We start from the raw sequence: 24,737 nt of genomic DNA on the forward strand, positions 1-24,737 counted from the left end.
TGACCATGGGACTCGAAGAAAAGCTGCCGAGCGGCTTCCTGCTGACCACCGTCGAGCAGGCCGCGGGCTGGGTGCGCAAGTCGTCCATGTTCCCCGCCACGTTCGGACTCGCCTGCTGTGCCATCGAGATGATGACCACCGGCGCCGGCCGCTACGACCTGGCGCGTTTCGGCATGGAGGTCTTCCGCGGCTCGCCGCGGCAGGCGGACCTGATGATCGTGGCCGGCCGGGTCAGCCAGAAGATGGCGCCGGTGCTGCGGCAGGTCTACGACCAGATGCCGAACCCCAAGTGGGTGATCTCCATGGGGGTCTGTGCCTCCTCGGGCGGCATGTTCAACAACTACGCGATCGTCCAGGGCGTCGACCACGTCGTCCCGGTCGACATCTACCTCCCCGGCTGTCCGCCCCGGCCCGAGATGCTGATGGACGCCATCCTCAAGCTCCATCAGAAGATCCAGAGCTCCAAGCTCGGTGTGAACGCCGAGGAAGCGGCCCGTGAGGCGGAGGAGGCGGCGCTCAAGGCACTGCCCACCATCGAGATGAAGGGGCTGCTGCGATGAGTGACGCGAAGAACGCCGCGGGTGACGGCGTGAACCCCGAGAAGGACCTCTCGGCGGAGAACCTTCCCGGCAGGCGCGGCGAGGGCGGTGAGGAGATCCGCGTCCAGCGCGGCATGTTCGGCGCCGCCAAGGGCGGCGACACCTCCGGTTACGGCGGCCTGGTCCGCTCGGTCCGGCTCCCGGGACCGTCGAACCGCCCCTACGGAGGCTGGTTCGACGAGGTCGCCGACGAACTGGAGGGCGCCCTGGAGGAGCAGGACCTGCTTCCGGAGAACGCCATCGAGAAGACGGTCGTCGACCGCGGCGAACTCACCTTCCACATCGAGCGCGAGCACCTGGTCCGGGTCGCGAGGACCCTGCGGGACGACCCGGCGCTGCGCTTCGAACTGTGCACCGGCGTCAGCGGCACCCACTATCCGAACGACAAGGGCCGCGAACTGCACGCCGTGTACCACCTGCGCTCGATCACCCACAACCGGTTGATCCGCCTGGAGGTCAGCGCCCCCGACAGCGACCCGCACATCCCGTCGCTGGTCTCCGTCTACCCGACGAACGACTGGCACGAGCGCGAGACGTACGACTTCTTCGGCATCGTCTTCGACGGTCACCCCGCCCTGACGCGGATCCTGATGCCGGACGACTGGCAGGGCCACCCGCAGCGCAAGGACTATCCCCTCGGCGGCATCCCCGTCGAGTACAAGGGCGCCCAGATCCCGGCTCCGGACCAGCGGAGGTCGTACTCATGAGTACCTCGAACGCATCCGCGGCGTCCGCCGCCTCGGCGCGCGAGACCACGGAAGGCACCGTCTACACCGTCACCGGCGGCGACTGGGACGAGGTCGTCCAGACGGCGAGCCGCAGTGACGACGAGCGCATCATCGTCAACATGGGCCCGCAGCACCCGTCCACGCACGGCGTGCTCAGGCTGATCCTGGAGATCGACGGCGAGACCGTCTCCGAGGCCCGCTGCGGCATCGGCTACCTCCACACCGGCATCGAGAAGAACCTCGAGTACCGGACCTGGACCCAGGGCACCACGTTCGTGACGCGCATGGACTACCTGACGCCGTTCTTCAACGAGGCGGCGTACTGCCTCGGCGTCGAGAAGCTCCTCGGCATCGAGGACCAGATCCCCGACCGCGCCTCGATCATCCGCGTGCTCCTGATGGAGCTGAACCGACTCTCCTCCCACCTGGTGTGCATCGCGACCGGAGGCATGGAGCTCGGCGCCACCACCATCATGATCTACGGATTCCGTGATCGTGAACTCATTCTCGACGCCTTCGAGCTCATCACCGGCCTCAGGATGAACCACGCGTACATCCGCCCCGGCGGACTCGCCCAGGACCTGCCGCCCGGAGCGGTGGACCAGATCCGCGAGCTCGTGAAGACGCTGCGGAAGAACCTCCCGGAGTACGACGCGCTCGCCACCGGGAACCCGATCTTCAAGGCCCGTATGCAGGACGTCGGTTACCTGGACCTGGCCGGCTGCATGGCCCTCGGGGCCACCGGCCCCGTCCTGCGCTCCACCGGCCTGCCGCACGACCTGCGCAAGGCGCAGCCGTACTGCGGGTACGAGACGTACGACTTCGAGGTCCCCACCGCGGACACCTGCGACTCCTACGGCCGCTTCCTGATCCGGCTGGAGGAGATGCGCCAGTCGCTGCACATCGTCGAGCAGTGCCTGGACCGGCTCCAGCCCGGGCCGGTCATGGTCGCCGACAAGAAGATCGCCTGGCCCGCCCAGCTCGCCATGGGTCCGGACGGACTGGGCAACTCCCTCGACCACATCAAGAAGATCATGGGCACCTCCATGGAGGCCCTGATCCATCACTTCAAGCTGGTCACCGAGGGATTCCGCGTGCCGCCGGGACAGACGTACACGGCGGTCGAGTCGCCCAAGGGCGAGCTCGGGGTGCATGTCGTCTCCGACGGCGGCACCCGTCCCTACCGGGTCCACTTCCGCGACCCGTCCTTCACCAACCTGCAGGCCATGGCGGCGATGTGCGAGGGCGGCCAGGTCGCCGACGTCATCGTCGCCGTGGCATCCCTCGACCCCGTGATGGGAGGCGTCGACCGGTGACCACCTCATCTTCGGAGCGGGGCGTCAGCCTGGGCATGCCCCAACTGCCCGCGCCCGCCTACCCGGACGAGGTCCGGGCCCGGCTGGAGACCGACGCGCGCGAGGTCATCGCCCGCTACCCGGACTCCCGGTCCGCTCTCCTGCCGCTGCTGCACCTCGTGCAGTCGGAGGAGGGCCATGTCACGCGCACCGGAATGCAGTTCTGCGCGGACGTGCTCGGCCTGACCACGGCCGAGGTCACCGCCGTCGCCACCTTCTACACCATGTACCGGCGCCGGCCGAGCGGTGACTACCAGGTCGGGGTGTGCACCAACACCCTGTGCGCCGTCATGGGCGGCGACGCCATCTTCGAGGAGCTCCAGGAACACCTCGGCGTCGGCAACGGCGAGACCACCGAGGACGGCAAGGTCACCCTCGAACACATCGAGTGCAACGCGGCCTGCGACTTCGCACCCGTCGTGATGGTCAACTGGGAGTTCTTCGACAACCAGGACCCCCAGAGCGCCAAGCGCCTGGTCGACGACCTGCGGGCCGGCCGCCCGGTCTCGCCCACGCGCGGGGCGCCGCTGTGCACGTTCAAGGAGACCGCCCGGATCCTGGCCGGTTTCCCCGACGAGCGGGAGGGCGCCGTCGAGGCCACGGGAAGCGCGGGACCCGCTTCCCTGACCGGCCTGAAGCTGGCCAAGGGAGAAGCCGCCCCCGCACGCGTGGTGCACCCGCGCGGCGAGGCGCCCACGGACACCCCGCCGCACGAGCCGTCGCCGACAGAGCACCTCAGCTCGCACGACGCGCCGCAGGACACATCGGCCTCCGATCCGGAGCATCCGGCCGGACCCGTCGCAGAGGAGGGGGAGTGATGACCTTGGCACCCGCCGAACTCAGGGACATCGGCCCGGAGAAGCTGCTCGCACCCGTGCTGTCGGCCTTCTGGGACGAGGACGAGTCCTGGACCCTGGACGTCTACAAGAGGCACGAGGGGTACGAGGGGCTCCGCAAGGCCCTCGCCATGTCACCGGACGACGTCATCGCGTACGTCAAGGAGTCCGGTCTGCGCGGGCGCGGCGGCGCCGGCTTCCCGACGGGAATGAAATGGCAGTTCATTCCCCAGGGAGACGGCAAGCCCCACTATCTGGTGGTCAACGCCGACGAGTCGGAGCCCGGGACGTGCAAGGACATTCCGCTCCTCTTCGCGAACCCGCACAGCCTCATCGAGGGCATCGTCATCGCCTGTTACGCCATCAGGTCGTCCCATGCCTTCATCTATCTGCGTGGTGAAGTCGTCCCCGTGCTGCGGCGGTTGCACGAGGCCGTGCGCGAGGCCTACGCGGCGGGCCTGCTCGGCGAGAACATCCTGGGCAGCGGACTCGACCTCGAACTCACCGTGCACGCGGGCGCCGGCGCGTACATCTGCGGTGAGGAGACCGCACTGCTCGACTCGCTCGAAGGCCGCCGTGGTCAACCGCGGCTCCGTCCCCCCTTCCCCGCCGTCGCGGGCCTCTACGCGTGCCCGACCGTGGTGAACAACGTCGAGTCGATCGCCTCGGTTCCCGCCATCATGAACCGGGGCAAGGACTGGTTCCGCTCGATGGGCAGCGAGAAGTCCCCCGGCTTCACTCTCTACTCCCTCAGCGGCCACGTCGCACGCCCCGGGCAGTACGAGGCGCCGATGGGCATCACGCTGCGCCAGCTGCTCGACATGAGCGGCGGCATGCGGCCGGGGCACCGCCTGAAGTTCTGGACGCCGGGCGGCTCCTCGACGCCGCTGCTCACCGAGGAGCACCTCGACGTCCCCCTGGACTACGAAGGGGTGGGCGCCGCCGGTTCCATGCTCGGCACGAAGGCGCTGCAGTGCTTCGACGAGACGACCTGTGTCGTACGGGCCGTCACCCGCTGGACCGAGTTCTACGCCCATGAGTCCTGCGGCAAGTGCACGCCGTGCCGCGAAGGGACGTACTGGCTCGTCCAGCTGATGCGCGACATCGAGGCCGGCAAGGGCCGGATGTCCGACCTGGACAAGCTGAACGACATCGCCGACAACATCAACGGCAAGGCGTTCTGTGCCCTCGGCGACGGCGCCGCCTCGCCGATCTTCTCCTCGCTGAAGTACTTCCGTGAGGAGTACGAGCAGCACATCACGGGCCGTGGCTGCCCGTTCGACCCGGCCAAGTCGACGGCCTGGGCCGACCGTACGGAGGTGCACGCATGACTGTGACCACCAGCTCTCCCTCCGGTGGGGGAGAAGCGGCGGTCCCGCCCGAGGACCTCGTGACGCTGACCATCGACGGCGCCGAGCTCAGCGTGCCCAAGGGCACCCTGGTCATCCGGGCCGCCGAACAGCTGGGCATCGAGATCCCCCGGTTCTGCGACCACCCGCTCCTCGACCCGGCCGGCGCCTGCCGCCAGTGCATCGTCGAGGTCGAGGGCCAGCGCAAGCCGATGGCCTCCTGCACCATCACCTGCACCGACGGGATGGTGGTGAAGACCCACCTGACCTCGCCCGTCGCGGAGAAGGCCCAGCACGGGGTGATGGAGCTGCTGCTCATCAACCACCCGCTGGACTGCCCGGTCTGCGACAAGGGCGGCGAGTGCCCGCTGCAGAACCAGGCGATGTCGCACGGCAACCCCGAGTCCCGCTTCGACGGGAAGAAGCGGACCTACGAGAAGCCCGTCCCGATCTCCACCCAGGTGCTGCTCGACCGTGAGCGGTGCGTGCTGTGCGCCCGCTGCACCCGGTTCTCCAACCAGATCGCGGGCGACCCGATGATCGAGATGGTCGAGCGGGGCGCGCTCCAGCAGATCGGCACCGGCGAGGGCGACCCCTTCGAGTCGTACTTCTCCGGCAACACCATCCAGATCTGCCCGGTCGGCGCGCTCACCTCGGCGGCCTACCGGTTCCGCTCCCGCCCCTTCGACCTGGTCTCCTCGCCGTCGGTGTGCGAGCACTGCGCCGGTGGCTGCGCCACCCGCACCGACCACCGGCGCGGCAAGGTCATGCGGCGGCTCGCCGCCGACGACCCCGAGGTCAACGAGGAGTGGATGTGCGACAAGGGGCGCTTCGGGTTCCGGTACGCGCAGCAGCGGGACCGGCTGCAGACCCCGCTCGTGCGCAATGCCGAGGGTGAGCTGGAGCCCGCCTCCTGGCCCGAGGCACTGCAGATTGCGGCCCAGGGGCTGCTGGCCTCCCGCGGCCGCACCGGCGTCCTGACCGGCGGCCGGCTCACCGTCGAGGACGCCTACGCGTACAGCAAGTTCGCGCGCGTGGCGCTCGACACCAACGACATCGACTTCCGCGCGCGTGTGCACAGCGCCGAGGAGGCGGACTTCCTCGCCGCGCGGGTCGCGGGCCGCGGACACGACCTCGGGGGCGCGTCCGGTACGGACTTCGCCGACGGTGTCACGTACTCCTCGCTGGAGAAGGCGCCCGCCGTCCTGCTGGTCGGGTTCGAGGCCGAGGAGGAGGCGCCCGGCGTCTTCCTGCGGCTGCGCAAGGCCTGGCGTACGCACGGGCAGCGGACCTTCTCGCTGGCCACGCACGCCACGCGCGGACTGGAGAAGGCCGGCGGCACGCTGCTGCCGGCGGCTCCCGGCACCGAGACCGAATGGCTGGACGCGCTCGCGAGCGGTGTGGGCCTGGAGGGCGACGGGGCCAGGGCGGCCGAAGCGCTGCGGACCGAGGGCGCGGTGATCGTCGTCGGTGAGCGGCTCGCCGCCGTCGAGGGCGGCCTGACCGCCGCCGTACGGATCGCCACCGCGACCGGCGCCCGGCTGGTGTGGATCCCGCGCCGGGCCGGGGAGCGGGGCGCCGTCGAGGCGGGCGCGCTGCCGTCGCTGCTGCCGGGCGGGCGCCCGGCGACCGACCTGCGCGCACGTGAGGAGGTCGCCGCCGTCTGGGGCGTCGCCGCTCTCCCGCACCGCTACGGCCGCGACACCGGCGGGATCGTCGAGGCCGCGGCGACCGGCGAGCTGCAGGCGCTGCTGGTCGCGGGCGTGGAGGTCGCCGACCTGCCCGACCCGCCGCGCGCGCGTGCGGCACTCGCCGAGGCCGGGTTCGTGGTCTCCCTGGAGCTGCGGCCCAGCGAGGTCACCGAACTCGCCGACGTGGTGCTGCCGGTGGCGGCCGTCGTCGAGAAGGCCGGCGCCTTCCTCAACTGGGAAGGCAGGGTGCGGCCCTTCGAGTCGGCGCTCAAGCCCGACCAGATGACCCGCCCCCTCCCGCCGACCGACGCGCGCGTGCTGCAGATGCTGGCCGACGCCATGGACGTGCACCTGGGCCTGCCGGATCTGCGCACGGTACGCGCGGAGCTCGAGCGGCTCGGCACCTGGGACGGCCCGCGGGCCACCGAACCGCTGCAGACCGCGGGCGCGCTGCCCCGGCCGGCCGCCGGGGAGGCGGTGCTGGCCGGACACCGGCTGCTGCTGGACCAGGGGCTCCTCCAGCAGGGCGACGAGGCGCTCGCCGGCACCCGGCACGCCGCGCACGCGCGCCTGTCGGCCGCCACGGCCGCCGAGGTCGGCGTCAAGAACGGCGACCTGATCGCGGTGACCGGCACCGCCGGAACGGTCGAACTCCCCCTGAGCGTCACCGAGATGCCCGACCGCGTGGTGTGGCTCCCGCTGAACTCCGCGGGCGGCGGTGTCGCCTCCGACACCGGGGCGCTGCCCGGCTCCCTTGTCCGTATCGGCCCGGCGGCACTCGCCGGCGAAGCCCCCGAGGAGGTGGAGGCATGAGCCTGTACTTCGCCGCTGAGGACCTCTCGATGTTCGGCCGCGACCCCTGGTGGCTGGTCGCCGTCAAGGCGGTGTTCTGCTTCGCCTTCCTCATGGTGACGGTGCTGATCGCCATCGTGATGGAACGCAAGATCGTCGCCTGGATGCAGCGGCGCATCGGCCCCAACCGGAACGGCCCCTGGGGCATGCTCCAGTCGCTCGCCGACGGCGTGAAGCTGATGCTCAAGGAAGACGTCGTCGTCAAACGCGCGGACAAGGCGGTGTACGTCCTCGCGCCGATCGTCGCGGCCGTTCCGGCCTTCATGGCGATCGCGGTGATCCCCTTCGGGCCGTCCGGCAACGAGATCTCGATCTTCGGTCAGCGGACCACGATGCAGCTCACCGACCTGCCGATCGCGCTGCTCTACATCCTCGCGGTCGCCTCGATCGGCATCTACGGCATCGTCCTGGCGGGCTGGAGCTCCGGATCCACCTACCCGCTGCTGGGCGGTCTGCGCTCCTGCGCGCAGATGATCTCCTACGAGATCGCCATGGGCGCCGCGTTCGCCTCCGTGTTCCTCTACTCCGGGTCGATGTCGACGTCGGCGATCGTCGAGCAGCAGGCCGACCGCTGGTACATCCTGCTGCTGCCGGTCTCCTTCCTCATCTACATCGTCACGATGGTCGGCGAGGTCAACCGCGCCCCCTTCGACATGCCGGAGTCCGAGGGCGACCTGGTCGGCGGCTTCAACACCGAGTACTCGTCGATCAAGTTCGCGATGTTCATGCTCGCCGAGTACATCAACATGGTGACCGTCTCGGCCGTCGCCACCACCCTCTTCCTGGGCGGCTGGCGCGCCCCGTGGCCGATCAGCACCTTCTGGGAGGGCGCGAACCACGGCTGGTGGCCGATGCTCTGGTTCATCGTCAAGGTCCAGCTGCTGCTGTTCATGTTCGTCTGGCTGCGCGGCACGCTCCCGCGGGTCCGCTACGACCAGCTGATGAAGCTCGGCTGGAAGGTCCTGATCCCGGTCTCCCTGGTGTGGCTGATGCTCGTCGCCACGGTGCGGGCCCTGCGGAACGAGAACTACGGATTCACCGACATCGCCCTCTACGTCGCCGCGGCCGTCCTCGCCCTGCTGGTGCTGTCCTTCGTCGTCGACATGTTCCGGGCGAAGGGCAAGCAGGCCGGGGAACCCGGGGAACCCGGCGAGGCCCCGGCCGCCTTCGATCCGATGGCGGGCGGATTCCCCGTACCGCCGCTGCCCGGACAGGAGCTTCCGCCGGTGCCGCGACGGCCCTCGCGCCAGGAGCGGAAGCTCGTCGCCAGTGGCGGGCCCGATACTCACAGTGACGGATCTCTGGATGGAAAGGAGGCGTCCGATGGCTGAGGAATCCAAGGAGGCCGGGCAGACGAAGCCCGGTTTCCTGAACCCGGTGGCCGGCTTCGGCGTGACCTTCAAGGCCATGTTCAAGAAGCGGCTGACCGAGCAGTACCCCGAGCAGCCGAAGACCACGGCCCCGCGCTTCCACGGCCGGCACCAGCTCAACCGCCATCCGGACGGTCTGGAGAAGTGCGTCGGCTGCGAACTGTGCGCCTGGGCCTGTCCCGCCGACGCGATCTACGTCGAGGGCGCGGACAACACCGAGGAGGAGCGCTACTCGCCCGGCGAGCGGTACGGCCGCGTCTACCAGATCAACTACGCCCGCTGCATCCTGTGCGGTCTGTGCATCGAGGCGTGCCCCACGCGCGCGCTCACGATGACCAACGAGTTCGAGCTGGCCGACTCCAGCCGCGCCGACCTCATCTACACCAAGGAGCAGCTCCTCGCCGGTCTGGAGGAGGGCATGGTCGACAGCCCGCACGCCATGTACCCGGGCACCGACGAACAGGACTACTACCGGGGCCTGGTGACCGAGGCCGCGCCCGGCACGGAGCGGCAGGTCGCCCACTCCAAGGGTGAGGTAGTGCAGGAGGCGGACTCGACCTTCGGCGAGGACGAACCGGCCTCGGAGAAGGTGATCCGGGGATGACCGCGTACACCGCGTCCACCGCGCTCACTGCGGACCTCGCCGCCTACTCCACCTCCACCGGAGAGGCCGTCCAGTTCTGGGCCCTCGGCACGGTCGCCGTGATCGGCGCGCTGTGCACCATCCTGATGCGGCGGGCCGTGCACAGCGCGCTCTGCCTGGCCGGAACCATGATCGTCCTGGCGGTGTTCTACCTCGCCAACGGTGCCTACTTCCTGGGCATCGTCCAGATCATCGTCTACACCGGCGCGATCATGATGCTGTTCCTGTTCGTGGTGATGCTGGTCGGCGTCACCGCGGCGGACTCCCTGAAGGAGACCATCAAGGGCCAGCGCTGGCTCGCCCTGCTGTGCGGGCTCGGCTTCGGCATCCTGCTGGTCGGCGGCATCGGCAACGCCGCGCTCACCGAGTTCAACGGCCTCGGCCGGGCGAACGCGAACGGCAACGTGGAGGGCCTCGCCGCTCTCATCTTCACCCGGTACGTGTTCGCCTTCGAGATCACCGGCGCCCTGCTCATCACGGCCGTCGTCGGCGCCATGGTGCTCACCCACCGCGAGCGCACCGAGCGTGCCCGGACCCAGCGGGAGCTTTCCGAACAGCGCGTCCGCGAGGGCAAGCACCTCCCGCCGCTGCCGGCCCCGGGCGTGTACGCCCGGCACAACGCGGTGGACATCGCGGGCCTGCTGCCCGACGGCACACCGTCCGACCTCACCGTCAACAAGACGCTGCGCGAACGGGGTCAGATCCGGGACGTGTCGCAGGAGGCGCTCAACGACCTGCGGGCGCTGGAGCAGCGCGCGGAGGAGCGTCTTGAGCGCACGGCGGTCGAGCCCACGTTCAAGTCGGCGTACGAGCGGGCCGAGGAGGCGTCGAAGTGAACCCGGTCAACTACCTGTATCTCGCCGCCCTGCTGTTCACGATCGGCGCCACCGGTGTGCTCATCCGGCGCAACGCGATCGTCGTCTTCATGTGCATCGAGCTCATGCTCAACGCCTGCAACCTCGCGTTCGTCGCCTTCTCCCGTATGCACGGCAACCTCGACGGCCAGATCATCGCCTTCTTCACGATGGTCGTCGCCGCGGCGGAGGTCGTGGTCGGGCTGGCGATCATCGTGTCCCTGTTCCGTTCCCGCCACTCGGCCTCGGTCGACGACGCCAGCCTGATGAAGCTGTGAGGGGTCGGTAGACCGTGACTAACACAGAGAATCTGATCGCGCTGCTGGTGGCGGCGCCCCTGCTCGGAGCGGTGGTCCTGCTGTGCGGCGGCCGCCGGCTGGACGCCGTCGGCCACTGGATCGGCACGGCGCTCGCCGCCGCGTCCTTCGTGATCGGCCTCGTCCTCTTCACCGACATGCTGGGCAGCGCCGCCGACGACCGCACCCTGACGCAGCACCTGTTCAGCTGGATCCCGGTGGAGGGCTTCCAGGCGGACGTCGCCTTCCAGCTCGACCAGCTGTCGATGACGTTCGTCCTGCTGATCACCGGCGTCGGCTCGCTCATCCACCTGTACTCGGTCGGGTACATGGAGCACGACGAGCGGCGCCGCCGCTTCTTCGGCTATCTGAACCTGTTCCTCGCGGCGATGCTGATCCTCGTCCTCGCCGACAACTACCTGCTGCTGTACCTGGGCTGGGAGGGCGTCGGTCTCGCCTCCTACCTGCTGATCGGTTTCTGGCAGCACAAGCCCAGCGCCGCGACCGCGGCGAAGAAGGCGTTCCTGGTCAACCGTGTCGGCGACATGGGCCTGTCGATCGGGATCATGCTGATGTTCCTGTGGTTCGGCACCTTCGCCTTCGGGCCGGTGCTCGGCAGCCACGGGGAGGCCGGGCTCGCCGGCGCCGCCGGTGAGGGCAAGCTCACCGTGATCGCCCTCATGCTGCTGCTCGCGGCCTGCGGCAAGTCCGCCCAGGTGCCGCTGCAGTCCTGGCTCGGGGACGCGATGGAGGGCCCGACCCCGGTCTCGGCCCTGATCCACGCCGCGACCATGGTCACGGCGGGCGTGTACCTGATCGTCCGCTCCGGGGCCATCTTCAACGGCGCCCCCGACGCGCAGCTGGTCGTCACCGTCGTCGGCGCGGTCACGCTGCTGTTCGGTGCGATCGTCGGTTGCGCGAAGGACGACATCAAGAAGGCGCTGGCCGGTTCGACGATGTCGCAGATCGGCTACATGGTGCTCGCGGCGGGCCTCGGCCCCATCGGCTACGTCTTCGCGATCATGCACCTGGTGACGCACGGCTTCTTCAAGGCCGGCCTGTTCCTCGGCGCCGGTTCGGTCATGCACGGCATGAACGACGAGGTCGACATGCGCCGCTACGGCGGACTGCGGAAGTACATGCCGGTCACCTTCATCACCTTCGGCCTCGGGTACCTCGCGATCATCGGCTTCCCGGGCCTGTCCGGCTTCTTCTCCAAGGACAAGATCATCGAGGCGGCCTTCGCCAAGGGCGGCACCGAGGGCTGGATCCTCGGCGGCGCGGCCCTGCTGGGCGCCGCCATCACCGCGTACTACATGACGCGCGTGATGCTGATGACGTTCTTCGGCGAGGAGCGCTGGCGCAACGCCCCGACGCCGTCCCCGGCCGCACCCGACGTGGAGCCCGCCGCCGAGACGCGCGGCGAGTACACCCCGCCAGACCCGCACGAGTCGCCGAAGGTCATGACGGTCCCGATGATCGTGCTCGCCTTCGGGTCGGTGTTCGCGGGCGCGTTCTTCGGCATCGGCGACCGGTTCCTGAACTGGCTGGAGCCCATCACCGGGTACGACCACGGCCACGCGCCGATCAGCGCCCTGACGGTCACGATCGCCACGGTGGCCGTGATGGTCGTCGGCGTGGCGATCGCCTGGGGCCAGTACGGGCGCCGCCCGGTCCCGGCCGTCGCCCCGCGCGGGTCGCTGCTCACCCGGGCCGCCCGGCGCGACCTGCTCCAGGACGACTTCAACCACGTGGTCCTGGTACGCGGCGGCGAGCACCTCACGCGCTCCCTGGTGTACGTCGACCACACCCTGGTCGACGGGGTCGTCAACGGGACGGCGGCCTCGTTCGGCGGTCTGTCCGGACGGATGCGCAAACTGCAGAACGGCTTCGCGCGGTCGTACGCGGTCTCGATGTTCGGCGGCGCGGCAGTCCTGGTCGCCGCGACCCTGCTGATGAGGGCGGTCTGATACCGATGTCCTTTCCTCTGCTGACAGCGACGGCGGCGCTCCCGGCCATCGGGGCGATCGCCACGGCCGCCGTACCGGCCGCGAAACGCACGGTCGCCAAATGGCTGGCCCTGCTGGTCTCGATCGCCACCCTGGTGCTGGCGATCGTCGTCCTGGTGCGCTTCGACCCGGGCGGCGACCGCTACCAGCTCACCGAATCGCACGCCTGGATCGCGGACTTCGGCGTCCGCTACGAGCTCGGGGTGGACGGCATCGGGGTCGCGCTGATCGCGCTGACCGCCCTGCTGATCCCGTTCATCATCCTCGCGGGCTGGCACGACGCCGACCCCCTGGAAACAGGCAGCAAGCGGTGGCGGCCGACGCAGGGCTTCTTCGCCCTGATCCTGGCCGTCGAGGCGATGGTGATCCTCTCCTTCGAGGCCACCGACGTCTTCCTCTTCTACATCTTCTTCGAAGCCATGCTGATCCCGCTGTACTTCCTGATCGGCGGCTTCGGGGACCGGGCCCACCAGCACGGCGAGCAGGCGGCCACGACGCAGCGTTCGTACGCGGCCGTGAAGTTCCTGCTCTACAACCTGGCCGGCGGTCTGGTCATGCTGGCCGCGGTGATCGGGCTGTACGTGGTCGCCGGGAACTTCTCCCTCACGGAGATCGCCGAGGCGCGGGCGAGCGGCTCGCTCGAGATGTCGGCGAGCACCGAGCGCTGGCTGTTCCTCGGGTTCTTCTTCGCCTTCGCGGTGAAGGCGCCGATGTGGCCGCTGCACACCTGGCTGCCCAACGCCATGCAGGAGTCCACCGCTCCGGTCGCCGTGCTCATCACGGCCGTCGTGGACAAGGTGGGCACCTTCGCGATGCTGCGCTTCTGCCTCCAGCTGTTCCCGGAGGCGAGCAAGTGGGCGACGCCCGTGATCATGGTGCTGGCCGTCATCAGCATCATCTACGGGGCGCTGCTCGCGGTGGGCCAGCGTGACATCAAGCGGCTGATCGCGTACGCGTCGATCTCGCACTTCGGCTTCATCATCATGGGCATCTTCGCGATGACCAGTCAGGGCCAGTCCGGGGCGACGCTCTACATGGTCAACCACGGGATCTCGACCGCCGTCCTGCTGCTGGTGGCCGGGTTCCTGATCTCGCGGCGCGGCTCCCGGCTCATCGCCGACTACGGCGGTGTGCAGAAGGTCGCGCCGGTCCTCGCCGGCACGTTCCTGATCGGCGGCCTGGCGACGCTGTCGCTGCCGGGACTGGCGCCGTTCGTCAGCGAGTTCCTGGTCCTGGTCGGCACGTTCACGCGTTACCCGGTGATCGGCGTCATCGCCACCTTCGGCATCGTGCTCGCCGCGCTCTACACCCTCGTCCTCTACCAGCGGACGATGACGGGCCCCCTCAAGCCCGAGCTTGCCAAGATGCCCGACCTGCGGGTGCGTGAGATCGCCGTGGCCGCGCCGCTGATCGTGCTGCTGGTCTTCCTGGGCGTCTACCCGAAGCCCGTCACGGACATCGTGAACCCGGCGGTGAAGCAGACCATGTCCGACGTACAGAAGAAGGACCCCCAGCCCGAGGTGGAGGCGGCCAAGTGAGCACATCAGCCGTCCACAGCCTGTGGACAACGGCGGCCGGCCCGATCTCGAAGATCGACGCGCCGAAGATCGAGTACGCCCAGCTCGCCCCCACCATGATCATCGTCGGCGCGGCGGTCGTCGGGATCCTGGTCGAGGGCTTCGTACCGCGCAAGTTCCGTTATTACGCACAGATGTTCGTCGCGACGGCCGCCCTCGTCTCCGCGTTCGCCGCGGTGGTGGCCCTCGCGGCCGACGGGTACGGCACGACCAAGGCGGGCATCGCGGCGATGGGCGCGATCGCCGTCGACGGCCCGGCCCTGTTCCTGCAGGGAACGATCCTGCTGACGGCCCTGGTCGGCCTGTTCACCTTCGCCGAGCGCAGGCTCGACCCGGAGGTGCAGGGCAACCGCGTCGACTCGTTCGCCGCGCAGGCCGCGGCCGTGCCGGGCAGCGAGAACGAGAGGAAGGCGGTCAAGGCCGGGTTCACCACCACCGAGGTGTTCCCGCTGCTGCTCTTCGCCGTCGCCGGCATGCTGGTCTTCCCGGCGGCCAACGACCTGGTGACGCTCTTCGTGGCCCTGGAGGTCCTCTCCCTCCCGCTGTACCTGCTGTGCGCGCTGGCCCGCCGCAAGCGGCTGATCTCGCAGGAGGCCGCGGTCAAGTACTTCCTGCTCGGTTCGTTCGCCTCCGCGTTCCTCCTCTTCGGCATCGCGCTGCTGTACGGCTACGCGGGCTCGATGTCGTACGCGAGGATCGCGCAGGTCGTCGACGGCACGGTCCAGGAGGTCGACCCGGCCCTCGTCAACACCATGGGCAACGACGTGCTGCTGCTGGTGGGCGCGGGTCTGCTGATCATGGGCCTGCTGTTCAAGGTCGGTGCCGTCCCCTTCCACATGTGGACGCCGGACGTGTACCAGGGCGCGCCCACGCCGGTGACGGGCCTGATGGCGGCGGCGACCAAGGTGGCGGCGTTCGGCGCCCTGCTGCGGGTGCTGTACGTCCTGCTCCCCGGTCTGCGCTGGGACTGGCGGCCGGTCATGTGGGCCGTGGCCATCGTCACCATGCTGGGCGGCGCGATCTTCGCGATCACCCAGACCGACATCAAGCGGCTGCTGGCGTACTCGGCGATCTCGCACGCGGGCTTCATCCTCGCGGGTGTCATCGCGGCCACGCCGGCCGGCATCTCCTCCGTCCTCTTCTACCTGGCGGCGTACTCGTTCGTGACGATCGGCGCGTTCGCGGTGGTGACGCTGGTGCGGGACGCCGGGGGTGAGGCGACGCACCTGTCCAAGTGGGCGGGGCTCGGCCGCCGTTCGCCCCTGGTGGCGGCGGTGTTCGCGGTGTTCCTGCTCGCCTTCGCGGGCATTCCGCTGACCTCCGGCTTCGCCGGGAAGTTCGCCGTGTTCAAGGCGGCGGCGGAGGGCGGCGCGGTGCCGCTGGTCGTGGTCGGTGTGATCGCGTCGGCGATCGCGGCGTTCTTCTACATCCGGGTGATCGTCCTGATGTTCTTCAGCGAACCGCGGCCCGAGGGCCCGACCGTCGCGGTGCCGTCGCCGCTGACGATGACGGCGATCGGACTGGGCGTGGTGGTCACGGTGGTGCTCGGTGTGGCGCCGCAGTACTTCCTGGAGCTGGCGGGCGACGCGGGAGTGTTCGTGCGCTGACCGGGCGTCCGCCACGACAGGGCGGCCCGGTACCCGCTCGGGGGGTACCGGGCCGCCCTGTCGTGGCGGGGACGGGCCGACGGGGCCTGTGGACAACTCCGGGGTTGTCGGTGCGGGCACCTATGGTGGGCACAGCGGACGCAGTGGACGCAGCGGGCACAGTGGGCACCGCGGACGCAGTGGTCGAGAGTGGACGAGCGTGGTTGTACGGGGGGACGGGACGATGGGCGGGACGGGCGGTAGTGGCGGGATGGCAGTGATGGAGAGCGAGGCGCGGGCCACGCTGCAGCGGGTGTTCGGGTTCGAGGCCTTCCGCGGTGAGCAGGAAGCGGTGATCGAGCATGTGATCGCGGGCGGGGACGCCGTGGTCCTCATGCCGACCGGTGGCGGCAAGTCCCTGTGCTACCAGATTCCGGCCCTGGTCAGACCGGGTACGGGAGTCGTCGTCTCCCCGCTGATCGCGCTGATGCAGGACCAGGTGGACGCGCTGCGGGCGCTCGGTGTGCGTGCCGGGTTCATGAACTCCACGCAGGACTTCGACGAGCGTCGTGCGGTGGAGGCCGAGTTCCTGGCGGGCGAGCTGGATCTGCTGTATCTCGCGCCGGAGCGGCTGCGGCTGGACAGCTCGCTGGAGCTGCTCTCGCGGGGGAAGATCTCCGTCTTCGCGATCGACGAGGCGCACTGTGTGTCCCAGTGGGGACACGACTTCCGGCCGGACTACCTCACGCTGTCACTGCTCGGGGAGCGCTGGCCGGACGTGCCCCGGATCGCGCTCACCGCGACGGCCACGCATGCCACGCACCGGGAGATCACCGAGCGGCTGGCCATGCCGGACGCCCGGCACTTCGTGGCGAGCTTCGACCGGCCCAACATCCAGTACCGGATCGTGCCGAAGGCCGACCCCAAGAAGCAGTTGCTGGGCTTCCTGCGCGAGGAGCACGCCGGCGACGCGGGCATCGTCTACTGCCTCTCCCGCAACTCCGTCGAGAAGACAGCCGAGTTCCTCAGCCGCAACGGCATCGAGGCGGTGCCCTACCACGCGGGGCTGGACGCGGGGACGCGCGCCGCGCACCAGGCCCGTTTCCTCCGGGAGGACGGCCTGGTCGTGGTGGCGACCATCGCCTTCGGGATGGGCATCGACAAGCCGGACGTCCGGTTCGTCGCCCATCTCGACCTGCCCAAGTCCGTCGAGGGCTACTACCAGGAGACGGGCCGCGCCGGCCGCGACGGGCTGCCGTCCACGGCCTGGATGGCGTACGGACTGGGCGATGTCGTCCAGCAGCGCAAGCTGATCCAGTCCGGCGAGGGGGACGAGGCCTTCAGACGGCGGGCCGCCCAGCATCTGGACGCGATGCTCGCACTGTGCGAGACGGCCGGGTGCCGGCGTGGCCGGCTCCTGGCCTACTTCGGCCAGGACGACGCCGCTCCCGCGGAGTGCGGCAACTGCGACACCTGCCTCACCCCGCCGGAAACCTGGGACGGCACCGTCGCGGCCCAGAAGGTGCTGTCGACGGTGGTCCGGTTGCAGCGGGAGCGCGGGCAGAAGTTCGGCACGGTGCAGATCGTCGACATCCTGCTGGGGAAGCGCACCGCCAAGGTCATCCAGTTCGACCACGACCAGCTGTCCGTGTTCGGGATCGGTGAGGACCTCAGTGAGGGCGAGTGGCGGGGTGTGGTCCGGCAGTTGCTGGCCCAGGGACTGCTGGCGGTCGAGGGCGACTACGGCACGCTGGTGCTGACCGAGGCCAGCGGGGCGGTGCTGCGTCGCGAGCGTGAGGTGCCGCTGCGCAAGGAGCCGAAGAAGCCGGTGACCTCCCGGTCGGGGTCGTCGGGAACGTCGGGCTCCGGGCGGGGCAAGGCCAAGGCCGCTGCGGCCGAGCTGCCCGAGGAACTCGTGCCGGCCTTCGAGGCGCTGCGCGCCTGGCGTGCCGAGCAGGCCCGTGAGCAGGGTGTCCCCGCGTACGTCATCTTCCACGACGCCACGCTCCGGGAGATCGCCACGCTCTGGCCCGGTTCGGTGGCCGAGCTCGGCGGGATCAGCGGGGTGGGCGAGAAGAAGCTCGCGACGTACGGGGAGGGCGTACTGGCGGTGCTGGGGGCGCTGGGCCGGGCGGCCGGGGGCCGAGACCCGCGCCGGGTCGCAGGGCACGGCTGCGGACGCCACCGGTTCCGCGCCGGACGACTGGCCCGAGATGGACGCCGAACCGGAGCCGGACGACTGGATGTAGCCCGTCACCGGACAGGTCCTGGTGCCGGCCGCGTCCCCGACCTTGCGGGGCAGTACACCTAGGACAGGGCGGTGAGGCCCGGGGCGAAGGTGATCAGCAGGGGGATGAGGGGGACCAGGGCCGCCGCTGTCGTCGTCAGGGCGCGGTCACGGCGGCCGAGGCGGGGCGGGGGCTTCAGCAGGCGGTCGACGCGTTCGCCGAGCAGGCGGTGGCTGGAGGCGCAGGACAGGACGCCACGGTGCTGGTTGAGCTCGATCAGCGCCAGTGCCGTGGTCAGGTGGCCGCAGCGGCGGGAGGCGGTGTCGTCGGCGGCCAGTTCGACCAGGCGGTGGGTCTGGTCGCAGAAGTGGGTGAACAGCGGGATGCGGGGGAAGCCGGTGGCCAGCGCGGTGGAGAGGTGCAGCAGCCAGTCGTGATGGGCGCGGGCGTGGCCGCGTTCGTGGGTGAGGACGGCGTCGATCTGGTGGTCGGTGAGGCGGCGCAGGGCACCGGTGGTGACGATCAGCTGGGGCGGGCTGCCCGGCATCCACCAGGCGTCGGGGTACTCGTCCTCCAGCACCAGCAGGGGGCCGCGGGCGGCGGGGAGGCCGGCGGGCAGGTCGGGGGCGCGTTCCAGCAGATGTGCGCGGGCCTGGGCGCGGCGCCGGCGGGCGTCGACCAGTTCCCGTACGAGCATGGCCGTGGTCCAGGCGGCACCGCAGGCCAGCAGCAGGGTGAGGGCGGCCATCCACGGCGAGGCGGCGGACAGGTCGTACGCCGCGGTCACCGCGGGCGGGGCCGGCGCGAAGAGCTGGGCGCGGACGGTGCCGAAGACGGCCGCGGCGCCCAGGGCGAGGGCGGTCACGCAGCACAGCAGGACCGTGGCGACGAGGCACTGCCAGACCCACAGGGCGACCACCGGTTCCCGCTCCGGCCAGTCGGCCCGGGTCAGCGCGCGAGGGACGGGCCCGGCGGCCGTCACGGCGACAACGCTCAGCAGGAGCAGGCAGAGGGTCATGCCAAGGGCTCCGGATCCTGTCGGCAGAGGGGGACTTCGGATCGTGCGGGACGTGCGGGAGCCGCACACCGCCCGACACCAAGTATGACGGCGAAGGGCGGCGTGAGGCAGGGGGCGACGAAGATCGAAGGGCACGCGGAAGGACACCCTGCGGGAGGCGACCCCGGGATCGACGGGATCGACGGGATCGACGGGATCGGCGGGAGCGACCCAGCCCGGTCGCCGGGATCAGCCCGCGGGCGTCACCCGTCCCGTGACCTCGCCGAGGCCGACGCGGACACCGTCCGGCCCCGGGGCCCAGGCCGACAGGGTCACCACGTCGCCGTCCTCCAGGAACGTCCGCTTGACGTCGGGGAGTTCGAGGGCGTCCCGCCCGTTCCACGTCAGTTCCAGCAGAGACCCGCGCTCCCGCTCGGTGGGGCCGCTCACCGTGCCGGAGCCGTAGAGGTCGCCGGTGCGCAGGGAGGCGCCGTTCACGGTCATGTGGGCGAGCTGCTGGGCGGCCGTCCAGTACATGGTGGAGAAGGGGGGCTCGGAGACGACGTGGCCGTTGACGGCCACGGAGATCCGCAGGTCGTAACCGCCGGGTTCCTCGTCCGTGTCGTCCAGGTACGGCAGCAGCTCGTGAGTGCGCTCCGGTGGCGCCACCCGGGCTTCTTCCAGGGCGTCCAGGGGGGTGATCCAGGCCGACACCGAGGTGGCGAAGGACTTGCCGAGGAACGGGCCGAGGGGAACGTACTCCCAGGCCTGGACGTCGCGTGCGGACCAGTCGTTGAGGAGGCAGAGGCCGAAGACGTGGTCACGGAAGCCGCCGAGCGGTACCGGCCGGCCCCGCTCGGACGGCGTTCCGACCACGAAGCCGACCTCGGCCTCGATGTCCAGCCGGACCGACGGGCCGAAGACCGGGGCCGGGTCGGTCGGTGCCTTGCGCTGCCCCGAGGGCCGTACGACGTCCGTGCCGGACACCACCACCGTGCCGGAACGGCCGTGGTAACCGATCGGCAGGTGCTTCCAGTTCGGGGTGAGGGAGTCGGCCGCGTCGGGGCGGAAGATCCGGCCGACGTTCCGTGCGTGGTTCTCGGAGGCGTAGAAGTCGACGTAGTCCGCGACGTCGAAGGGGAGGTGCAGGGTCACCGAGGACAGCGGGTGGAACAGCGGCCCGACGGTCTCCCGGTGCGCCGGGACGGTCACCCAGGCCGTGAGCGCCCGCCGCACGTCGGACCAGGCCGTCCGGCCCGCCGCCAGCAGCGGGTTGAGGGTCGGGCGGGCGAGCAGGGAGGCGTACGGGGAGCCCAGGGCGTGTGCCGCCGCGCCGGCGTCGAGGACGTGATCGCCGAGCCGGACGCCCACCCTCTGCTCCGTCGAGCCGGGGGGAGAGAACACGCCGTACGGCAGATTGTGCGGGCCGAAGGGATCGCCCTCGGGGACATCGAAGGGGGGCATCGGGTGCTGCCTCGCTTTCGTGTGCGCAGGTGCTCTGGTGCTCTGGTGCTCTGGTGCTTCACGTGTCCGTGGTCGTGCCACACGTTACGGGTGTCGCGGTGGTCTTGGGCAGAGGCGGAGGGGCGGGTCCGGGGCGACGGGCGGTGGGGAGGCGGGTTCATGTGCCGCTTCCCCTTGCGTACCGGAAGTTATCCACAGGACGCGACGCAATCTTGACGGAGCGGTGCGAACGGGGCGACTCTGGGCGGGTGCCGGAAGGCCTCGGGGAGGGGGCGTTCCGATGGCACATCAGGGGGACGGATGGCCATAGGGGAGGCCGGTCCGGGCTCGGCGCGCTCTGGCTCGCAGTCGAAGAGGCTGGAAGAGGTCATGCGCGGCCGGCTCGGCCGGGAATGTGTGTACGTGCCGTCATGCAGGTTCGGGCTGTTCGTGGCGTTGCGCCACTGGTGCCCGCCCGGCGGCAGGGTGTTGATGTCGCCGGTCAACGACGACGTCATCTTCTTCGTGGTGCTCGCGGCGGGGCTGCGCCCGGTGCAGGCGCCGCTGAACCCGCTCGACGCGTCCATCGACACCGACGCCGTGCCCGACGAGGTGTGGGGCTCGCTGTCCGCCGTACTGACCACGAACCTGTACGGCAACCCGGATCCGGCACCGGAACTGCGGTCCCGCTGCGATGCGTTGGGCATCCCGCTGTTCGAGGACGGGGCGCACGCCATCGGCAGCGAGGTGGGCGGGCGGCCGGTCGGGGCCTGGGGCGATGCGTCTGTTTTCAGCCTTTCCAAGCACGTCGGCGCCCAGACGGGGGGCATCCTCTCGCTGGCCGACCCGGGCCGGAGCGCAGCGGTGCGGGAGGCCTGCGCCGAACTGCTCGCCCCGCGCCGGATGGCGTCCGAACTCACCTATGCGGTCCGGCCGTACGCCGAGGCCGCCGTGCGGAGGCTCGGGCTGCGCCGGGCGGCCTGGGCCGCGATGGGGCTGCTGGGGCTGACGGAGCGTGAGGGGATCCGCATGCCACTGCGTCCGGACGCGCTGGCCGACGCGGTGCGCTCCGCCCCGGATCTGGCCGCGCACGATCCCTGGGTCAGGGTCGACATGCACGACTACCGGCTGGAGCCCGGCCCCGTGCGCCTGCGCCGGGTCCGGCGCGGGCTCGGGCGGCTGGACGACGTACTGGCGGCCTCCCGCGCGGGTACGGAACTGCTGCTGTCGACGCGGTGGGCCGGGCCGCGTCCGGGCGGTGCGACGCAGCCGCTGTTCCGGGTGCCGCTGCTCGTGGCGGACCGGGACGCCGCGATCAAGGCGCTGGCACGGCGCGGCCTCGTCGTCGGCTACCTCTACGATCCGCCCCTGGACGACTACGCGGGAGCGGCGTTCACGGACCCGTCGCCCGCGCCCGAGGGCGCTCGCTGGTTCGCGCGGCACGCGCTGCCGGTGGACCCGCTGCGGGCACGGGAGGCCGTCGAGGTGCTGGAACGGTCCGGGGCACGGCCGGCCGAGCCGCCCGAGGCGTGGGCCGAACCGGAGGCACCAGCGGCATCGGAGGGGCCGGAGGGGCCGGCGCGGCGCGGGGCGGTACGGCCGGGGAACACGGCGAGAGGGCTGGGGCCGCCCCGTGACTGAGATCCAGGTGCACGAGCCCGCCGTGGTGCGCAGTGGCGGCGGCCCCGAACCTGCCGACCACAAGCCCGGCTCCGACTCGCTGTTCAAGAACGCCTACTTCCTGATGCTCAGCACCGGAGTGTCCGCGGTCCTCGGGCTGGGCTTCTGGCTCGTGGCAGCGCGCTACTACTCAGAGGAGGCGGTCGGCCAGGGCTCCGCCGCCATCGCCGCGATGCGGCTGCTCGCCAGCATCACCGCGACCACGATGATCGGTGCCGTGGTCCGCTTCGTGCCGCGTGCCGGCCGCGAGACCGGGCGCCTGGTGTGGAGCGTGTACGGGGCGAGTTCGCTGGTCGTCGCCCTGGCCGCGGGCGTCTTCCTGCTCACACTGGATCTGTGGGGCGCGTCGTACGAACCCCTCGGCACACCGCTGGCGGGCGCGCTGTTCGTCGCGGCGTGCGTGGCGTGGGCGCTGCTCACCCTGCAGGACGGGGTGCTCACGGGCCTGCGGAAGACGGAGTGGGTGCCCGTCGGGAACGCCGTCTTCTCCACCGGGAAGCTGGTCCTGCTGGCCGTCCTCGCGAGCGCGCTGCCGGTACTGGGCATCTTCGTGTCCTGGGCCGTCGCGATCGCGTTCTCCACGCTGCCGCTCGGCTGGCTGATCTTCCGCCGGCTCATTCCGCGTCAGACCGCCGCCGACCGTGACCGGGAACCGCCCAAGGTCCGGGACATGGGCCGCTTCCTGGCCGGAGACTCGCTCGGCGCCCTGTTCAGCCTGGCGATGATCAACCTGCTGCCGGTGATGGTCGCGGTGCGCTTCAGCGCCGCCGACAACGGCTACTTCTACGTGGCGTACACCGTCGGCGGCACCATGGAGTTCATGGCCATCAACATGGCCTCGTCGCTCACCGCCCACGCCTCGCACGACCCACGGCAACTCGCGGACGGCGTCCGGGGGGCACTGCGCCGGATGACGTTGCTGCTGGTGCCGGTGGTGCTGGTGCTCGTGGTCTTCGCGCCGCAGATCCTCACCCCGTTCAGCGCGGACTACGCCGAGCACGGCTCGGCCGTGCTGCGGCTGCTCGCGCTCGGGGCGCTGCCCCGGGTGGTCGTGGAGCTGTACATCGGGGTGCTGCGGGTGCAGGGGCGCACCGGTGTGCTCGCCGCCCTCCAAGGGGCCATGTGTGTGCTGGTACTGGGCAGCGCGGCAGTGCTGTTCAGCCCCGCGGGGATCGCGGGTGCCGGGTGGGCGGTGCTGATCAGCATGACGTTGATCGCCGTCGTCTCGGTGTTCGGACTGCGGTCGGCGCTGCGCGGCACGCGCGGCGGGCCCCTGGAGCAGGACGGGCCGGACCGGGCCGGCCTGGCCCCCGCCGGGTCCGCCTACGGCACCCGCTGGGCGAAGCTGAACGCCACCGCCGGGTACGGCACGGGCTGGGCCCGCCGGGCCGCCTACGAGGACGGGGAAGATTCCGGGCAGGGCGGCGACGACACCGTCACGTTGTTCATCGGCCGCCCCGGTTACGAACGGGAGGCGCTCCAGGCGGACACGCTGGCGTTCATCGTGCGGTCCCGCCCCGCGGACGCGGACGCGTATGGGGACGCGGAGGAGGACACCGGTCCCGGGACGGGGAAGGGGGGCGGGGAGTCGCCCACTCCACGGGACGCACCGGGCCGGGACGACGAACCGCATGAGCGGCATGGGCCGAAGAAGCAGGAGGAGCAGGAGGAGCCGAAGAAGCAGGAGGAGCCGAAGAAGCAGGAGGAGCAGGAGGAGCGGAGGGAGCGGTCCGCACGAGACGCGCCGCAGGTCGCAGTGGAGGACACTCACCCCGTCTGGTCCGGTGCACGCCGTGTGGTCCCGTCGTCGTCGACCGGTGACGAGACCGAGCGGCGCCTGCGTGACGTCCTCTGGGTGCTGCTCGGACTCGCCACCGTCGTCTTCTGGGTGTCGGTGCGCTCGCTGCCCTGGTTCGGCGGATCCGGGTGGGAGGAACCGGGGGAACTGACGGGGAGCCTGTTGCTGGAAGGGCTGCCGCTTTCGGCGCTCGCCGCCGGGGGAGTGCTGCTCCTGGTCTTCGTCGCCTCGGTGACGCTGTGCACGCGACCCGACCCCTGGCTCCCCGGCACCGCGCTGGGCTCCGCACTGCTCGCCCTGTACGCCGCGCCTGTCGTCCTCGGCTGGGAACCACGGCCGGTGGGTGGGGCGTTGTACTCGCAGACGGCCGTGTTCCTCGCGGACGCGATGGGACTCGCCGGTCCCGAGCCCCTGTTGCGCTGGACACCGCCGGTCTGCCAGTTGCTGTGTCTCGTCCCGCTGTGGCTGCTGTCGGCGCGCGCGGGCAGCAGGCTGTCCTGGCCGGGGCGCTGGGGGGCGCTGTATCTCATCGCCGTGGCCGGCTGGGTGTGGCGGGACGCGCTCGCACCGGTGGCCCCGCCCCTGCTCGCCGCGCTGCTTCTCCTGCTGCCGCTCCTCCTCCTTCCGCCGCGGCGCCGTGCCGTGTCGGCGACGCGGCCGCCCGACCGTGGACAACCGAACGGCTGAACCAACGACTGACCGAAACGACCGATCACGTTCTGGAGCCGAACCGCCAGGGGGGAACCACCGTGCGTCCGCCAGCCACTCCACGCGAGAGACCCGCGTCCGAGCCCGCACCGAAGAGCACACCGGCGTCGGTCACCCCTGCTGGACCGCATGCGCGGA

General features: G+C 70.7%; 17 protein-coding genes and 1 pseudogene. 16 read left to right on the top strand and 2 right to left on the bottom strand.

All coding sequences use genetic code 11. From position 1 onward, the window contains the following. Positions 1–5: 5 nt before the first annotated feature. From ACVW19_RS19660 to recQ, 14 genes and pseudogenes are all read left to right on the top strand, one after another. The gene (locus ACVW19_RS19660; protein ID WP_363033953.1) at positions 6–560 is read left to right on the top strand and encodes a NuoB/complex I 20 kDa subunit family protein; all 555 of its coding nucleotides are present in this window, start codon (positions 6–8) and stop codon (positions 558–560) included. Then, positions 557–1,306 carry an NADH-quinone oxidoreductase subunit C gene (locus ACVW19_RS19665; RefSeq protein WP_457460652.1) on the top strand — a complete coding sequence of 250 codons (750 nt, stop codon included), beginning with the start codon at positions 557–559 and terminating at the stop codon, positions 1,304–1,306. Before ACVW19_RS19660 ends, ACVW19_RS19665 begins: the two co-directional genes overlap by 4 nt. Then, entirely contained in the window at positions 1,303–2,643 is a 1,341-nt protein-coding gene (locus ACVW19_RS19670) for an NADH-quinone oxidoreductase subunit D (RefSeq protein ID WP_457460653.1), read from the top strand. Before ACVW19_RS19665 ends, ACVW19_RS19670 begins: the two co-directional genes overlap by 4 nt. Further along, entirely contained in the window at positions 2,640–3,500 is an 861-nt protein-coding gene (gene nuoE / locus ACVW19_RS19675) for an NADH-quinone oxidoreductase subunit NuoE (RefSeq protein ID WP_457460654.1), read from the top strand. Before ACVW19_RS19670 ends, nuoE begins: the two co-directional genes overlap by 4 nt. Beyond that, a complete protein-coding gene (gene nuoF, locus ACVW19_RS19680; protein ID WP_457460655.1) occupies positions 3,497–4,849 on the top strand; it encodes an NADH-quinone oxidoreductase subunit NuoF in 1,353 nt (450 codons plus the stop codon). Before nuoE ends, nuoF begins: the two co-directional genes overlap by 4 nt. After that, positions 4,846–7,371 (top strand): NADH-quinone oxidoreductase subunit G, encoded by a 2,526-nt coding sequence (locus tag ACVW19_RS19685; protein WP_457460656.1) that lies wholly within the window; start codon positions 4,846–4,848, stop codon positions 7,369–7,371. Before nuoF ends, ACVW19_RS19685 begins: the two co-directional genes overlap by 4 nt. Next, the gene (gene nuoH, locus ACVW19_RS19690; protein ID WP_457460657.1) at positions 7,368–8,741 is read left to right on the top strand and encodes an NADH-quinone oxidoreductase subunit NuoH; all 1,374 of its coding nucleotides are present in this window, start codon (positions 7,368–7,370) and stop codon (positions 8,739–8,741) included. The genes ACVW19_RS19685 and nuoH overlap by 4 nt, the downstream gene beginning before the upstream one ends. Next, a complete protein-coding gene (gene nuoI, locus ACVW19_RS19695) occupies positions 8,734–9,384 on the top strand; it encodes an NADH-quinone oxidoreductase subunit NuoI (RefSeq protein WP_361449676.1) in 651 nt (216 codons plus the stop codon). Before nuoH ends, nuoI begins: the two co-directional genes overlap by 8 nt. After that, complete coding sequence (locus ACVW19_RS19700; RefSeq protein WP_457460658.1) at positions 9,381–10,259, top strand: NADH-quinone oxidoreductase subunit J; 879 nt, start codon at positions 9,381–9,383, stop codon at positions 10,257–10,259. Before nuoI ends, ACVW19_RS19700 begins: the two co-directional genes overlap by 4 nt. Beyond that, the gene (gene nuoK / locus ACVW19_RS19705) at positions 10,256–10,555 is read left to right on the top strand and encodes an NADH-quinone oxidoreductase subunit NuoK (protein ID WP_003974374.1); all 300 of its coding nucleotides are present in this window, start codon (positions 10,256–10,258) and stop codon (positions 10,553–10,555) included. Before ACVW19_RS19700 ends, nuoK begins: the two co-directional genes overlap by 4 nt. Before the next feature lie 14 nt (positions 10,556–10,569). Further along, a complete protein-coding gene (gene nuoL / locus ACVW19_RS19710; protein WP_457460659.1) occupies positions 10,570–12,543 on the top strand; it encodes an NADH-quinone oxidoreductase subunit L in 1,974 nt (657 codons plus the stop codon). Between the two features lie 5 nt (positions 12,544–12,548). Beyond that, a complete protein-coding gene (locus ACVW19_RS19715; protein ID WP_457460660.1) occupies positions 12,549–14,120 on the top strand; it encodes an NADH-quinone oxidoreductase subunit M in 1,572 nt (523 codons plus the stop codon). After that, positions 14,117–15,766 carry an NADH-quinone oxidoreductase subunit NuoN gene (gene nuoN / locus ACVW19_RS19720; protein ID WP_457460661.1) on the top strand — a complete coding sequence of 550 codons (1,650 nt, stop codon included), beginning with the start codon at positions 14,117–14,119 and terminating at the stop codon, positions 15,764–15,766. The genes ACVW19_RS19715 and nuoN overlap by 4 nt, the downstream gene beginning before the upstream one ends. A 223-nt stretch (positions 15,767–15,989) precedes the next feature. After that, positions 15,990–17,994 (top strand): annotated as a pseudogene (recQ, locus tag ACVW19_RS19725) (DNA helicase RecQ). A gap of 58 nt (positions 17,995–18,052) precedes the next feature. On the opposite strand, the gene ACVW19_RS19730 reads toward recQ, so the two are convergent. After that, positions 18,053–18,991 carry a M56 family metallopeptidase gene (locus tag ACVW19_RS19730; RefSeq protein ID WP_457460662.1) on the bottom strand — a complete coding sequence of 313 codons (939 nt, stop codon included), beginning with the start codon at positions 18,989–18,991 and terminating at the stop codon, positions 18,053–18,055. A gap of 228 nt (positions 18,992–19,219) precedes the next feature. After that, complete coding sequence (fahA, locus tag ACVW19_RS19735; protein WP_457460663.1) at positions 19,220–20,434, bottom strand: fumarylacetoacetase; 1,215 nt, start codon at positions 20,432–20,434, stop codon at positions 19,220–19,222. A gap of 369 nt (positions 20,435–20,803) precedes the next feature. On the opposite strand from fahA, the gene ACVW19_RS19740 reads away from it, so the two are divergent. Together ACVW19_RS19740 and ACVW19_RS19745 are read left to right on the top strand one after the other, a co-directional pair. Next, positions 20,804–22,054, top strand: a complete 1,251-nt coding sequence (locus ACVW19_RS19740; protein ID WP_457464688.1) for a DegT/DnrJ/EryC1/StrS family aminotransferase — start codon at positions 20,804–20,806, stop codon at positions 22,052–22,054. Beyond that, positions 22,047–24,578: a lipopolysaccharide biosynthesis protein gene (locus tag ACVW19_RS19745; RefSeq protein ID WP_457460664.1), complete on the top strand. Its 2,532-nt coding sequence runs from the start codon at positions 22,047–22,049 to the stop codon at positions 24,576–24,578. The genes ACVW19_RS19740 and ACVW19_RS19745 overlap by 8 nt, the downstream gene beginning before the upstream one ends. The last annotated feature ends 159 nt before the right edge of the window (positions 24,579–24,737 follow it).

The organism is Streptomyces sp. TE5632 (genome assembly GCF_054061295.1).

Excerpts from the sequence above, each read along its gene's own strand:
- fahA (WP_457460663.1), bottom strand. The coding sequence starts at position 20,434 with ATGCCCCCCTTCGATGTCCCCGAGGGCGATCCCTTCGGCCCGCACAAT.
- nuoH (WP_457460657.1), top strand. The coding sequence starts at position 7,368 with ATGAGCCTGTACTTCGCCGCTGAGGACCTCTCGATGTTCGGCCGCGAC.
- ACVW19_RS19670 (WP_457460653.1), top strand. The coding sequence starts at position 1,303 with ATGAGTACCTCGAACGCATCCGCGGCGTCCGCCGCCTCGGCGCGCGAG.
- ACVW19_RS19730 (WP_457460662.1), bottom strand. The coding sequence starts at position 18,991 with ATGACCCTCTGCCTGCTCCTGCTGAGCGTTGTCGCCGTGACGGCCGCC.
- ACVW19_RS19660 (WP_363033953.1), top strand. The coding sequence starts at position 6 with ATGGGACTCGAAGAAAAGCTGCCGAGCGGCTTCCTGCTGACCACCGTC.
- ACVW19_RS19740 (WP_457464688.1), top strand. The coding sequence starts at position 20,804 with ATGCGCGGCCGGCTCGGCCGGGAATGTGTGTACGTGCCGTCATGCAGG.
- nuoI (WP_361449676.1), top strand. The coding sequence starts at position 8,734 with ATGGCTGAGGAATCCAAGGAGGCCGGGCAGACGAAGCCCGGTTTCCTG.
- ACVW19_RS19685 (WP_457460656.1), top strand. The coding sequence starts at position 4,846 with ATGACTGTGACCACCAGCTCTCCCTCCGGTGGGGGAGAAGCGGCGGTC.
- ACVW19_RS19715 (WP_457460660.1), top strand. The coding sequence starts at position 12,549 with ATGTCCTTTCCTCTGCTGACAGCGACGGCGGCGCTCCCGGCCATCGGG.
- ACVW19_RS19665 (WP_457460652.1), top strand. The coding sequence starts at position 557 with ATGAGTGACGCGAAGAACGCCGCGGGTGACGGCGTGAACCCCGAGAAG.
- ACVW19_RS19700 (WP_457460658.1), top strand. The coding sequence starts at position 9,381 with ATGACCGCGTACACCGCGTCCACCGCGCTCACTGCGGACCTCGCCGCC.